Genomic DNA, 12620 nt, shown 5'->3' on the forward strand with positions numbered 1-12620 from the left:
CTTTCTAGACGACCGAGATTTCGACCGGCGGCAAGCTTCCGAGTTCGAACCGGACGCGATCGCCGACTGCAGGGAACTTCGTTGCGATCATCGAGCCGGTTAACACCCACTGGCCCGGCTCGAGCGAAAAACCTGCGCGCTGCGCGAAACGGCCCAGCCACGCCATGACGTTCAGCGGCGATCCCAACACGTCGCTGCTGTTGCCCTGCGCCACTTCTGCGCCGTTGATCAGCAGGCGTCCTTGCAGATTTCCAAAACTGCCAAGCTCGCGCGCCGAGATTGGCGGTCCCAGGATCATGCCCGCGTTCCAACTGTTCTCTGCCGCGATCGAATAAGCGTCGAGGCTGCTATAGTCGGCGTCACGATCGTCGACGATCTCGAATGCGGCTGCGGCCTGGTCGATACATTCGAGCAGCGCGAACACATTGCCGTCGCGCATCGCGGGAAACGGTTTTGCGATGCGCAGCGCAAGCTCGCTCTCCAACCCGAGGCGGACGAAATCGGCGCGGCGTACGGTTGTTCCGCTTTGCACCTGACGGCCGGTCAGCAGGCGACCCAGGATCGGTTCGTCGACGCCGCAGAAGCGCTGCATCGCGCCGCTGGTCAGTCCGATCTTGTAGCCTGCGACTTGTCCGGCGCCCGCTTGCTGTGCGTGCTGCACGACCTGGCGCTGCACTTCATAGGCGGTGTCGGCGTCGATCGTCGCGCCGTCGAGGCGCAGCGGCTTGTACTTGGTGCGTGCCCCCATGTCGGCGAGCAACTGCGCAGCAAGCGCGTTGGTTTTTGCAGTGTCCATCATCGCGCCTCAGAAAACGGTTTTGACCAGGCCGCCATCGACCGTGAGTGCCGCACCCGTGACATAGGAGGCGGCGTCGCTGGCGAGGAAGGTGACGACGTTGGCAAGCTCATCCGGCGTTCCCAGCCGGCCGAGCGGAATTTGTGCCTGCAGATCGGCGCGCACGTCACGGCCGCTCGATGCCGCTTGCGCGCTAACCACGTTCTCCATGCGCTCGGTGCGGATATAGCCGGGCAGCACGCTGTTCGCGGTGATGCCGAACGCGCCGTATTCGTTGGCGAGGCTGCGCATCAAGCCGTTCACCGACGCGCGCAGACTGTTCGACAAAAGGAGCTGGTTGGTCGGCTGGCGCGTCACGAACGAGGTGATGGCAACCAGACGCCCCCAGCGTTGCTCGACCATGCCAGGCAAAACGAGCTGCGCCAGATGCACCACGCTTTCGACCAGCTTGCGATAGGCATCGTCCCACGCGGCAAGATCCAGCGACGCGAAGGTGCCGGTGGGCGGGCCGCCCGTATTCAGGATTGCGATGTCGAGCTTGCCAAAGGCGTCACGGCTGGAATGCACCAGCTTTGCGCGATCGTCGTGCAGCGACAGGTCGGTGACAAAGCCGCGCGCAGTGCCGCCTTCGGCGTTGATTTGCGCGACGGCTGCAGCCAGTTCTTTCTCGTGCCGGCCGCAAAGCGACACGGACGCGCCTTCGCGCGCCAGCGTGCGCGCGATCTCGAATCCAAGTCCTTTGCTCGACCCGCAGACGAGCGCGTTTTTTCCGGTGAGGCCGAGATCCATCGCGTCATCCTTGGAGGCGTTGCCAAGGATCATCGCGTGTTGCGCCAGGCGGCGAAACACTCTTGATGTGTCGTAACTTTCTTGCAGAGACGTGACCTGCGATCAGCGCGCCCAGTACCGCATGCGCGATCGTACGTTCGCTTTCTTGCGTCTCAGATGACTTGTTGCAGCACCGCGATCAGCCGGTCGACTTCTTCTTCGGTGTTGTAATGCGCGATCGAGGCGCGAATGACCCCGTGCGGTGCCAGACCCAACGCCTCGGACAGGTCGCGCGAATAGAAGTCGCCGTGACGAAGGCCGATGCCGGCCGCGTCGGTCGCGGCGACGATGTCGCGCGGGGCTTTCCCGTCCACCGTGAACGCGATCGTGGCAACGCGCTTGGCGGCATCGGCGTCGGCCGGGCCGACGATGCGCACGCGTTGCTGGCCGCGCAGAAAGGCGAGAAGCCGTTCGGTCAGCGCTGCTTCGCGTTCGGCGATGCGCGCATAGCCAGCTTCGATTCCGGCGCGCCCGGTTCCGCCGCCGAGCGCCTGCAGATAGGCGACGATTGCACCTGCGCCCCAGGACAGTTCGTAATTCTGGTGACCAGGCTGCAGCTTGTAGGGCAGGTCGTCGGCAGCGACGAAACGATGGTTCAATGAGTCGGCGCGAACCAGATGTGCGCGCTTGCCCCACAACAGCCCCTGGTGCGGCCCGAAGATTTTGTAGAGCGACACGACATAGAAGTCGCAGCCAAGTTGCTGCACGTCGACGGCGCGATGCGACGCGTAGGCGACGCCGTCGACAACGCTGAGCGCACCTGCGTCACGCACCAACTTGCAGATCTCGGCAACCGGATGAATGGCGCCGACCAAGTTGGAGGCATGGGTGAAGGCGACGAGGCGTGTGCGGTCGGTCAGCAGTCTTTGCAGCGTCGCGACGTCCAGCAGGCCTGTGTCGCGCGATACGGGCCAGCGTTTCAGCACCAGGCCGCGCGCTTCGGCGAGACGGCGCCAGGGGCCGATATTCGCTTCGTGCTCGGCTTCGCTGACGATCAGCTCGTCGCCAGGGGCGAACCACGTGCCGATTGCGCGCGACAGATTCTGCAGCAGCGCGGTGGCGCTGCCGCCGATCAGGATCTCGGTCGGGTCGGACGCATTCACCAGGCTCGCCAATTCTCCGCGTGCCTGTTCGAGCCGCTGTTTCGCTAATTGCGACGTGGCGTAGCTCGCGCCGTGCTGCACGCTGGTGGTCAGCATGTAGTCGGCGACGCGATCGGCGACGCTCCGCAGAACCTGGCTGCCGCCGGCGTTGTCGAAGAAGACGATGTCCTGGGTCAGCGCGGGGAAGGCGGCGCGGATTTGGGCGAGGCTGAGCGCCGAAGCAGATGCGTTCATGCGCGTGAACTTAGCGCTTCACGCCGTCGAGTCACGCCTGCGAAACCTGCTCGATCGCAACCAGCGTTGCCGCATTGGTGTCTTTGCCGAACCGATCATATTGCTGCGATCCGTCCGGAAACCAGGCGACGCCGACAATCAGGCGCATGCCGGTGCTTGCTTCTTGTACTGGCAACAGCAGGCGAAGCGATTGGACATGCTGGCGGTTGGGCGGAAACAAACGGCCGGCATAGATCAGCGCGGTTTGTTCCTGCAGGCAGCGATGCATAAAATCGGCTCTGCTTTGCAGCGCTTCGCCGGTCAGCATCTCATCGAGATATTTGCCGGCGCCATTCGAGCCGAAGATCTCGTCGACGCGACTTCCGGTCAGGCGGCACAAGAACCGCTCGCCGTGCGCCTCGTGCATGAACAGATTTGCAATGACCCGCACGGGACTATAGGGCGGCGTCACTGCACGCTTTTCCGGCAGCGCGTCGCCGCGCCACGCCGCTGACCACACGCCGTACAACGCGCGTGCGGGCTCGTAGCTGAGCGCGGCAGCAAAGGCAGGATCACGAAACGGCGTCGCGCCGACATGCCGATCACGACGCGCGTCGTCGCCTGTGTCGTTCATGTCGATTCCAAATCGCGACGGGTTTTCACAATCGATTCCACCGGCCGAGCGAGTGGTTCGTGTACCACATGCGAGCGCCCGGTCGACGGACGCCGAAATCAGCCGAAACTTGTCTAGACAACATAGTTCAACTGCGCCAAGATCTGTTGATATGCAGCGATTTTTCATCACCGGCCTCGGCATCGGCCAGGTCGTGTCGTGGGGAACGATCTACTACGCGTTCCCCGTCGTCGCCGATCGCATGGGAATCGACCTCGGTGCGACTCGCACCGAGTTGTATGTCGCAGCCACGATTGCATTTCTTGTCGCAGCGGTTGCGGCCTATCCGGTCGGCGCCTGGATCGATCGCGGTCATGGCCGCATTGTGATGTCGGTCGGCGCTGCACTCAGCGCGCTGTTGCTGTTCGCCTGGTCGCAAGCGACGTCGCTGTCGCAGCTCTATCTGCTGTTCGCCGGTATCGGAATCGCGCAGGCGCTGTGTCTGTACGAACCAGCGTTTGCGGTCGTCGCGCGACGTTACGGGCGCGATGCGCGCAGTGGCATTACCGCGCTGACCTTGTGGGGTGGCTTCGCCAGCACTGTGTTCGTGCCGCTGACCGAGTTTCTGGCTGAGCGGTTCGGCTGGCGCAACGCGATCGCCAGCCTGGGCGCGATCAATCTGTTGTTCGCGCTGGTGCCGTATCTCTTGGTCATTCGCGCCAACCAGGACGTGCCGCTCGAACATGCCGAGGCGCCCGCCGCGCGCGGCCCCGTGCACGAAGCGATCCGTACGCCATCTTTCTGGGCGCTGCTGGTTGCCTTCGTCAGCTATTATTGCGCGTTCATGGTGGTGACCTACCACCTCTATCCGCTGCTACGCGAACGCGGCTTCGATGCGGCGACCGTTGTGACGGCAATCGCCTTGATCGGTCCGGCGCAAGTTGCCGGCCGCGTCGTGATGTGGGCGGTGGCAGCGCGCATCAGCGTGGCGCAGTTGGGCATCGCGATCTTTGTCGGCTTTCCGCTGGCGCTCTATGCGCTCGCTGTGTTGCCGACTGTATTCGCATGGCTTGTCGCCTGGGCGATCTTTCACGGTGCGATCAACGGCGTCATGACGATCGTGCGCGGCCTGGCCGTGCCGGAACTCGTCACCCGCCGCGCCTATGGCACAGTGAACGCGCTTCTCGCTGCACCCAGCAACGTCGTCAAAGCACTCGCCCCGCTTGGCGCAGCGATTGTGTGGCAGGCGTCGGAAAGTTACGGCCCGGTGCTGGCGGGATGTATCCTAATCAGTGTAGTTGGAACGCTCGGTTTCGGCGCCGCCGTGGCGCTGGCCAGACGCACGCATGAGTGAACATGAGCACCGACTTCCCGATCACCGTCTTCCACAATCCCGGCTGCGGCACGTCGCGCAACGTCGTCGCGATGATCGAGGCAGCCGGCTACACGCCGACGGTCGTCGAATATCTCAATGTCGGTTGGACGCGTGCGCAGCTCGAACAGTTGCTGGCGGCGATGAAGGCGAAGCCGCGCGACATCTTGCGCGACAAGGGCACGCCGGCCGCCGAGCTTGGTCTGCTCGGTCCGGAGACGACGCACGACGCGATTCTGGATGCGATGGTCGCGCATCCAATCCTGGTCAACCGGCCGATCGTGCAGACGCCCAAAGGAACGAAATTGGCGCGTCCGTCCGAGGTGGTGTTCGATCTTCTCGACCGGCTGCCCGAGAGCTTCACCAAAGAAGACGGCGAGGTCGTTCACCCGGGCCGGTAGCGACGTGGCCGGCGCGCACGTCGCAACGCGCCGGCCGTCTCGCTATACGCTGCGTCGTCGCAGTTGCTGGACGCCCAGCAGCGCGAACACGCCGATCCCGAGCAACGCCAGGCTGGCGGGTTCCGGAACCGCGATGTTCGAATGGTCGGGCGCGAAATCAGCGATCGTTGAATTCGGTCCGCCGCCGGTGCGAGGCCAGAGATTGAACGTGTAAGCGCCGGGGCTGAATCCGAGCGACGGCGCGAGACCCAGATCAAGCAGGGCAGTGATCGTTCGGCCGTTGATCGTGACCATGCCGGCATTGAGCGGCGTCGTCTTGGCGCCCACGATGTCGCTGAAGCTGCCGGTCCCGTTCGGACGCAACACGAGAACGGAATCGAACTTCACACCGGCGCCGACTGGCATTGTGCCTGTGTTGAATCGTTCGGTCCCGGCGCCGCGATTGAGTCCCCAGACATAGATCGCACCCGGCGTGGTACCGATCGTATCCGCCATCGTGGCGGTGAGCCGGAAGAACGGACCTTGGAACCGTACATCGATCGAGACGACGTCGAGGTCGCCATTGTGCGGGCCCGTATAGGTCCCAAGAAAATCGCCCACCGGATCGGGCGTCGCGGCAGCGGGGCCGGCCATGCCCAGCGTCGCCATAAGAGCCAAGGGTAGAACAAGTCGACTTGCGCGCATCTGCACTGCTCCAAAACGGAGTTGGTGCCGGAGACGAATCTACTTGTCCGTCGCCCGCGCTTTATTCCTTCGTCTGCGCAAATCTCTTTTTGCGGACGAGCGCTGGGGAATTATGCGGTCGCGGCGCTGAGGCTGCGCGGTGCAGCGCGCAATTCGTCGAGGATCGAACGCGCGGTGGTCACATCGCAAAGATCGCGACTGGAATAGCCGCGCTCGTCGGGCGCCACGGTGTGCAAAAGCCGCGCGGCGAGGAGTGGTGGCAGGGGCGGGGCGCGATCGACGGTCTCTGCGACCTCCGCTTCGGCGAGCACGAAATAGGTGCGGTCGCCGAGCTTGAAGAAATCGATTTCGAACGGCTGGTCCCCGTCGACCATGACGACGCGGATTTTGCGCAAAGAGCGACGACAGGCGCCGCGCAGCAGCGTGTAGTCGCGCGGATCGATCTTGCATTCGATCTCGACCGTGACGCCCGCGATTTTGCGTTTGTGCGTGTAGACGAAACGTGGCGGCGCATCTGGCGCTCGCTTCTGTACCCGGCGCACCCGGGCACCGTCGTCTAGATAAGCTTGCTCGATATCAAACACAGGATGCGCCGCCGTGACGGCCGCTTCGAGCGAACCGTCCGGGTCGTCGAGGACGTATTTCCACTCCGTCTCGATGGGCATCGGGCGGGGTTCTAACCCAGACTAGATGCCGAGTCGATGTTCTATATTTGCAAGTGAATGCGCAGAAGAGAGTCAGAAAACATACAATCAAGTTGAAGACAAGCGGCCGAACGCGCGGGGTGCCATGCGGCATGCGCGCGAGCTTTCGGACCGTGGCTTGGGTACTTCCGCGGCGACCCGTTTGAACTCCCTTAGATCCAACTGACGCCCTGCGGTTCGCCGCAGGGCGTACTTTTCAAAACAAGGATCAAGGCGCCAACGGGATGAGGGTTTGCGGAGTCACGCGTGGCGAGTGTCTTCCGTGTCGAGCGTCTGCTGCTTGCGGCGCCCACGCTATCTGCCGATGCGACCGGCGGTAGCGCCTATGATCTGCTGCTGGACCGTCCGGAATTGCCCGGCGTCGTCGTCCTCAGCGGTGATCGCATTGCCGGTTATGTCGACCGAAACTCGCTGCTGACGCGCTTCGCGCAGCATCTGATGCGCGACTTTCATATGAAACGGCCGGTAACATTGCTGGTCGACCGCACGCCGCTGATCGTCGATGCCGACGCAACCATCGCCGAACTGACCGAACGCGTATCGCACGACAAGCCGAGCGCGCTGACCGCCGGTTTCGTGATCCTGCGCCAGGGCCGTTATGCAGGCGTCGGCGATGCGCGCGACATGCTGAAATTATCGGTCGAAGAAGCGCGCAAGCGCAGCCGCGAGCTGGCCGAGGCACGCGATCGCGCCGAGACCGCCAGCAAAGCCAAGTCGCTCTTTCTCGCCAATATGAGCCACGAGTTGCGCACGCCGCTGAATGCGGTGATCGGATTTGCGCAGCTTCTCTTGTCCGACAAGCGCAAGCCGCTGGATCTCGGCCACGCCGACTATGTGCGCGATATCCATGAATCCGGGCAGCATCTGCTGGATCTGATCAACGACGTGCTGGATCTGTCGAAAGCCGAATCCGGCAAGTTGACCCTGCAGGAAGAATTGTCGGATCTGCGCTCGCTGGTGCGGTCGGCGATGCGCCTGGTGCAGGACCGCGCCGAGAAGGCCGAGCTGGCGTTGAGCAGCAGTTTGCTCGACGAGACGGTCGAATTGATCTGCGACCCGATCAAGGTGAAGCAGATCCTGATGAATCTCTTGTCGAATGCGGTGAAGTTCACACCGGCGGGCGGCAGCGTGACGGTGGTTTCGCGCATCACCGAGACTGGCGATCTGGAAGTTGCGGTGATCGATACCGGCGTTGGCATGACGGAAGAGCAAATTCCGATCGCGCTTTCGACCTTCGGCCAGATCGAACACAGTCTGAACCGGCAGCATCAAGGCACCGGGCTTGGCCTGCCGCTGACCAAACAGTTGCTGGAATTGCATGGCGGGGCGCTGGAAATCGACAGCGCGCCTGGCAAAGGCACGACGATGCGGGCGCTGTTTCCCGCTGCACGCGTCAGTCTGCGGGCTGCGGTGCTGGAAGCGTGCTAGTAGGCCGCTTCGTAAATCGCGCGCGCATCGTCGATCGTGACGTCGCGCGGGTTGTTCACCAGTAGGCGCGTCTGCCGCATCGCATCTTCGGCCAGCAACGGCAGTTCGTTGTGGCTGATCCCGACGTCGCGCAGTCGTTTTGGAACCGATAGGCGATCGGCCAACTGCTCCAGCCTGGTGACGAGGCCTGCTCCGTCGGTGGCGCCAAAGATCGGCGCCAGCTCGTCATAGTGTTTCGTGCCGCCACCCAGGTTGAAGCGCAGCACATGCGGCAGCACCAGCGCGTTGGACAGGCCGTGCGGCACGTGAAACCGGCCGCCGATCGGATAGGCCAGCGCATGAACGGCTGCGACCGGCGCATTGGCGAAGGCCATGCCCGCGAAACACGCACCGAGCAGCATGTCGCTGCGCGCGTCGAGATCATCGCCCTGCAAGGACGCACGTTCGATCGCACCCGACAAAAGCCGCAACGCTTCGCGCGCCAGCGCGTCGGAGAGCGGGTTCTTTTTGTGGCGGCTGGTATAGGCCTCGATCGCATGCACCATCGCGTCGATGCCAGTTGCGGCCGTGACGTGCTGGGGCAGGCCGCGTGTGAGTTCAGGATCGAGCAGCGCCAGATCCGGCAAGAGAACCGGTGCGACAACGCCCTTCTTTTCGGTCGCGCCGGTGGTGACGATCGCAATCGGCGTCACTTCGGACCCGGTGCCCGCCGTGGTCGGAATTTGGATCAAGGGCAGGCGGGGGCCGCGTGCCAGTCCAATCCCGTACATCTCAGCGAGTGCTTGCGGCGTGCGCGCGAGCAAGGCGACCAGTTTGGCGACGTCCATCGAACTGCCGCCGCCAAATCCGACAATCGCGTCGGCCCGGTGCGTGCGCGCATGCGCCAGCGCCGCCGCAACGATGTCTTCGGGTGGATCGGCAACGACCTCGTCATAGACCGCGGCTTCGATCCCCGCTTTTGCGATCGACGCCAAAGCGGGATCGAGCAAACCCGCGCGGCGCAGCCCGGCATCGGTGACGATCAAAACGCGGCGAACTGCACGCACCGCCAGGAGTTCGCCGAGTCGTGCGGCGGCCCCACGCTGCAGCTGGATTTCCGGCGTCGTTGTGAAAATGAAATCGGCCATGGAGTGGAGAGAAACCCCGCATGAATGCTGTGTCGAGAGGCCGCGGACAGGCCGATTTTCCCGCGCCGGTAACCAAGAAAAGCGTAACAAAATCGAAGCTTAGCGCCATGGACTCCAGGGAAACTGTCTAGACGACAAACAGTATTCGCAAAAGAGAGTGTCAGTTATGCGAAAGGCGGCTGGAAATCGCCAATCGGGTGTGGTCTAAGGCGCGCGATTTCGAACCCGTTCGTGGCGAGGAACGACCCCCATGCAGAATTTCATCAAGAAGGCCTTCCAGGTTGCGCTCGTTGCGGGCGCCCTTGCGACGGCCGGTACCGCAAGCGCAGCCGAACTGTCGGGCGCAGGCGCGAGCTTCCCCTATCCGATCTACGCAAAATGGGCCGAAGCCTATAAGGCGAAGACCGGCACTGCGCTGAACTATCAGTCGATCGGTTCGGGCGGCGGCATCAAACAGATCAAAGCGAAGACGGTGGATTTCGGTGCGTCGGACGCGCCGTTGAAGCCGGAAGAGCTCAAGGAAGCCGGTCTGGTTCAGTTTCCTGCGATCGTCGGCGGCATCGTGCCGGTGGTGAACGTGGCGGGCTTGAAGCCGGGCGAACTGAAACTGACGGGCGCCGTGCTCGCCGACATTTTCCTCGGCAAAGTCACGACCTGGAATGACGTTCAGATCACGACGTTGAACCCGGGCTTGGAGCTGCCGTCGGGTGCAATCTCGGTGGTGCGTCGTTCCGACGGTTCGGGCACGACCTTCAACTTCACCGACTATCTCGCCAAGCAGAGCCCCAAGTGGAAGTCGGATGTCGGCGTGAACACGGCGGTCGAATGGCCGGTTGGTGTCGGCGGCAAGGGCAACGAAGGCGTCGCCGCGATGGTCGGTCAGACGCAGGGTTCGATCGGCTACGTCGAATACGCCTACGCCAAGCAGAACAAGCTGACGCACGTGTTGGTGCAGAACCACGCCGGCAAATATGTCGAGCCGAACAATGCGTCGTTCCAGGCTGCTGCTGCGACGGCTGATTGGTCGAAAGCGCCGGGCTTCTACCTGATCCTGACCGACGCGCCGGGCGAAAAGGCGTGGCCGATCGCTGCGTCGAGCTTCATCCTGCTGCACGCCAAGTCGGACAAGCCGGCCCAGACGGCAGAAGTTCTGAAGTTCTTCGACTGGTCGTTCAAGAACGGCGCCAAACTCGCCGAAGAACTCGACTACGTCGCGCTACCGGACAATCTGGTGAAGCTGATCGCTGACAGCTGGAAACAGATCCAGGGCAGCGACAACCAGCCGGTCTGGAAGAGCTGATATTCCCTGCGGAACGCAGTGACGGCGCAGCCGTCAAAGCAGGGATCCATCGAGGGGCGGTCGCGAGACCGCCCCTTTTTGTTTGTGCGCGACGTGCGCGTGCGATGGGCCCCTGCTTTCGCAGGGGACAGTTACGGTGCGCGGCGGTAGGCCGAGATCGCAGGCAGGAACGCGAGCAGCGCGCCCGCAACCGCGGCGCCGAACGCGACGCCCAATTCGGCGGTGCCGATTTCAAACGGCAGATGCAGCCCCCACGCTGATGCCGCCGCAGCGCGCGCGCCGAGCACAAGCAGCAGCCCCAACGGCAGACCCAGAATTGCGCCGGTCGACAACAGACCGGCACCCAACGACCAGGCTGCCAGCAACACGTAGCTGCGCGGTGCGCCCAGCGCGCGCAGCAAGGCCAAGCGCGATGCAGCAGCGTTGAGATGCACGGCGGCTGCAACCAGCGCGGCAAGCGCGACCAACAAGGCGGCGCCCAGCGACACGTCGCGTGCGGCGTCGCGCGCTTGGCCAAGCAGCGAATAGAGGCGGGTCAGTTCTTCGGCCGGGAAGGCGGCGACCATGCCGTCCTTGCGCGCGTCGGCGCGAATGCGGAACGCGTCGGCGGTCTGGCGCGGCGAAATCACCAGCGCCGAAACCGGCGGCGGCGTTTCATCCCACGGCGCGCCCAGCGCAGCCGCGTCGGAATGACCATTGCCGAACCCGTGCAGCATCCACACGCTTTCGACCGGTACGATGATGGCGCGGTCGTACGGCGTGCCGAGTGGCGGCAGGCGCTTGATGACGTGATACGGTAAGGTCGTGTGATCCGGCCCTTCGGTGCCGTGCGCGGACTGGAATGCAGCCCCGACGTCCAGCGGCACGTCGGCACCGACGATCGCTTCGTCGGCTGCCTTGAAGGCGGGAACGCCGGCGGTGCTGCGCGTCAGGCGCGTCACCATCGTGCTGGTGGTGCCGACAACGGGATAGCCACGCCACGTATCGCTGATGATCAGCGGCGATGCGCCAGCGACGTCGGGACGGCGCGTGAGTTTGCTCCACGACGTGCCGTCGAGCGGTGGCAGTTGCGCAGGCTGCAGATAGACGCTGGTCAACACCATTTGCGTCGGGCTGCCGGCCGCGCCGACCAGCAGGTCGAACGGTGCGGCAGCGTCGGTGCTGCCGCGGCGCAGTGCGCGTTCGAACGCGACGACGCCCACCGCCAGCGCAACCGCAAGCGAAACAAGAAGCACGAGCGCAGCCGCGGTGCGCGGCGCGCGACGCAGCTCAGCACGAAGCAGCGGAAGCGGATTCATCAAAAGGCGAGTCGTCCATGTTGTACGCGCACCGTCTTGTCCATGCGCGCAGCCAGGCCGCCGTCATGTGTTGCGACGATCATCGTTGCGCCGAGATCGTCTGCCAGTGCGGTGAGAAGGGCGCCGACCTGCGCGCCGGATTCTGAATCCAAGCTCGCAGTCGGTTCGTCGGCGATAATGATTTTCGGTTTGCCCAGCACTGCGCGTGCAATGGCGCAGCGTTGGCGTTCGCCGCGCGACAAGGTTGCGACCGGGCGGTTCATCGGCACGCCCAACGCGCCCAGCATCTTGTCGGCGAAGGCGCGCGACTCTGCGGTCGTGCGCCAGCGATCGAAGCGCGTCGGCAACAGCACGTTTTCGACCGCGTCGAGTTCGTCGATCAACCGGAATTCCTGAAACACGATGCCGACATTGCGGCGGCGCCAGCGGTCGCGCTGCGCGCTCGAGGCGCGCGCAAGATCGAAGCCGTCCCACTTGATCGAGCCTTCGTCGGCCCGTTCCAACCCGCCGAGCAGGCTGAGCAGCGTCGTCTTGCCCGCACCCGACGCGCCAGCCAGCGCAAGCCGGCCGCCGGCCGCCAGGTCAAAGCGTTCGACGTCGAGCAGCACACGCGCGCTGCCATCCGGCTCGCGCCGCGTCAGCCGCAGATTTTGGACGGAGAGCGTCTGGCCCGGGGAACGTTCAGGGGCCGAACTCGGTCGGTCAGACGACATTGGCCTCGCGCGGGCGGAGTTTCATGGAGGGGCTGAGATA

Annotated in this window: 13 protein-coding genes; 4 read left to right on the plus strand and 9 right to left on the minus strand. The window is 63.9% G+C overall.

Annotation, left to right across the window (positions count from 1 at the left end; genetic code table 11):
* Positions 1 to 4: 4 nt before the first annotated feature.
* From TMPK1_RS00575 to TMPK1_RS00590, 4 genes are all read right to left on the minus strand, one after another.
* The gene (locus TMPK1_RS00575) at positions 5 to 796 is read right to left on the minus strand and encodes a 2-keto-4-pentenoate hydratase (RefSeq protein WP_420240777.1); all 792 of its coding nucleotides are present in this window, start codon (positions 794 to 796) and stop codon (positions 5 to 7) included.
* 9 nt (positions 797 to 805) lie between these two features.
* Complete coding sequence (locus TMPK1_RS00580) at positions 806 to 1585, minus strand: SDR family oxidoreductase (protein ID WP_420240778.1); 780 nt, start codon at positions 1583 to 1585, stop codon at positions 806 to 808.
* Positions 1586 to 1737: 152 nt separating this feature from the next.
* A complete protein-coding gene (locus TMPK1_RS00585) occupies positions 1738 to 2961 on the minus strand; it encodes a cysteine desulfurase-like protein (protein WP_420240780.1) in 1224 nt (407 codons plus the stop codon).
* A gap of 31 nt (positions 2962 to 2992) precedes the next feature.
* Entirely contained in the window at positions 2993 to 3574 is a 582-nt protein-coding gene (locus tag TMPK1_RS00590) for a PAS domain-containing protein (protein WP_420240781.1), read from the minus strand.
* A 151-nt stretch (positions 3575 to 3725) separates the two neighbouring features.
* Between TMPK1_RS00590 and TMPK1_RS00595 the strand changes: the two genes are divergently transcribed.
* Together TMPK1_RS00595 and arsC are read left to right on the plus strand one after the other, a co-directional pair.
* Complete coding sequence (locus TMPK1_RS00595; protein WP_420240782.1) at positions 3726 to 4907, plus strand: MFS transporter; 1182 nt, start codon at positions 3726 to 3728, stop codon at positions 4905 to 4907.
* Positions 4908 to 4909: 2 nt separating this feature from the next.
* The gene (gene arsC, locus TMPK1_RS00600) at positions 4910 to 5326 is read left to right on the plus strand and encodes an arsenate reductase (glutaredoxin) (protein WP_420240783.1); all 417 of its coding nucleotides are present in this window, start codon (positions 4910 to 4912) and stop codon (positions 5324 to 5326) included.
* A 42-nt stretch (positions 5327 to 5368) separates the two neighbouring features.
* Here the strand turns inward: arsC and TMPK1_RS00605 are convergent, their stop codons facing one another.
* Positions 5369 to 5974 carry a PEP-CTERM sorting domain-containing protein gene (locus tag TMPK1_RS00605; protein WP_420240784.1) on the minus strand — a complete coding sequence of 202 codons (606 nt, stop codon included), beginning with the start codon at positions 5972 to 5974 and terminating at the stop codon, positions 5369 to 5371.
* Between the two features lie 146 nt (positions 5975 to 6120).
* The gene (locus TMPK1_RS00610) at positions 6121 to 6675 is read right to left on the minus strand and encodes a hypothetical protein (RefSeq protein WP_420240785.1); all 555 of its coding nucleotides are present in this window, start codon (positions 6673 to 6675) and stop codon (positions 6121 to 6123) included.
* Between the two features lie 285 nt (positions 6676 to 6960).
* Between TMPK1_RS00610 and TMPK1_RS00615 the strand changes: the two genes are divergently transcribed.
* Positions 6961 to 8142 (plus strand): sensor histidine kinase, encoded by a 1182-nt coding sequence (locus TMPK1_RS00615; protein ID WP_420240786.1) that lies wholly within the window; start codon positions 6961 to 6963, stop codon positions 8140 to 8142.
* Here TMPK1_RS00615 and TMPK1_RS00620 read toward each other — a convergent pair.
* The gene (locus TMPK1_RS00620; RefSeq protein WP_420240787.1) at positions 8139 to 9269 is read right to left on the minus strand and encodes an iron-containing alcohol dehydrogenase; all 1131 of its coding nucleotides are present in this window, start codon (positions 9267 to 9269) and stop codon (positions 8139 to 8141) included. The two genes, TMPK1_RS00615 and TMPK1_RS00620, sit on opposite strands and share 4 nt — an antisense overlap.
* A gap of 250 nt (positions 9270 to 9519) precedes the next feature.
* Between TMPK1_RS00620 and pstS the strand changes: the two genes are divergently transcribed.
* Positions 9520 to 10569: a phosphate ABC transporter substrate-binding protein PstS gene (gene pstS, locus TMPK1_RS00625; protein WP_420240788.1), complete on the plus strand. Its 1050-nt coding sequence runs from the start codon at positions 9520 to 9522 to the stop codon at positions 10567 to 10569.
* Between the two features lie 131 nt (positions 10570 to 10700).
* Here pstS and TMPK1_RS00630 read toward each other — a convergent pair whose 3' ends face one another.
* The gene (locus TMPK1_RS00630) at positions 10701 to 11867 is read right to left on the minus strand and encodes a hypothetical protein (protein ID WP_420240789.1); all 1167 of its coding nucleotides are present in this window, start codon (positions 11865 to 11867) and stop codon (positions 10701 to 10703) included.
* Positions 11867 to 12475: an ABC transporter ATP-binding protein gene (locus TMPK1_RS00635; protein ID WP_420240791.1), complete on the minus strand. Its 609-nt coding sequence runs from the start codon at positions 12473 to 12475 to the stop codon at positions 11867 to 11869. Before TMPK1_RS00635 ends, TMPK1_RS00630 begins: the two co-directional genes overlap by 1 nt.
* Positions 12476 to 12620: the final 145 nt, after the last annotated feature.

The sequence above is a fragment of the Roseiterribacter gracilis genome (assembly GCA_018332375.1).
Lineage (GTDB): Bacteria > Pseudomonadota > Alphaproteobacteria > BOG-932 > Roseiterribacteraceae > Roseiterribacter > Roseiterribacter gracilis.

Excerpts from the sequence above, each read along its gene's own strand:
- TMPK1_RS00575 (WP_420240777.1), bottom strand. The coding sequence starts at position 796 with ATGGACACTGCAAAAACCAACGCGCTTGCTGCGCAGTTGCTCGCCGAC.
- TMPK1_RS00580 (WP_420240778.1), bottom strand. The coding sequence starts at position 1,585 with ATGGATCTCGGCCTCACCGGAAAAAACGCGCTCGTCTGCGGGTCGAGC.
- TMPK1_RS00585 (WP_420240780.1), bottom strand. The coding sequence starts at position 2,961 with ATGAACGCATCTGCTTCGGCGCTCAGCCTCGCCCAAATCCGCGCCGCC.
- TMPK1_RS00590 (WP_420240781.1), bottom strand. The coding sequence starts at position 3,574 with ATGAACGACACAGGCGACGACGCGCGTCGTGATCGGCATGTCGGCGCG.
- TMPK1_RS00595 (WP_420240782.1), top strand. The coding sequence starts at position 3,726 with ATGCAGCGATTTTTCATCACCGGCCTCGGCATCGGCCAGGTCGTGTCG.
- arsC (WP_420240783.1), top strand. The coding sequence starts at position 4,910 with ATGAGCACCGACTTCCCGATCACCGTCTTCCACAATCCCGGCTGCGGC.
- TMPK1_RS00605 (WP_420240784.1), bottom strand. The coding sequence starts at position 5,974 with ATGGCGACGCTGGGCATGGCCGGCCCCGCTGCCGCGACGCCCGATCCG.
- TMPK1_RS00610 (WP_420240785.1), bottom strand. The coding sequence starts at position 6,675 with ATGCCCATCGAGACGGAGTGGAAATACGTCCTCGACGACCCGGACGGT.
- TMPK1_RS00620 (WP_420240787.1), bottom strand. The coding sequence starts at position 9,269 with ATGGCCGATTTCATTTTCACAACGACGCCGGAAATCCAGCTGCAGCGT.
- pstS (WP_420240788.1), top strand. The coding sequence starts at position 9,520 with ATGCAGAATTTCATCAAGAAGGCCTTCCAGGTTGCGCTCGTTGCGGGC.
- TMPK1_RS00630 (WP_420240789.1), bottom strand. The coding sequence starts at position 11,867 with ATGAATCCGCTTCCGCTGCTTCGTGCTGAGCTGCGTCGCGCGCCGCGC.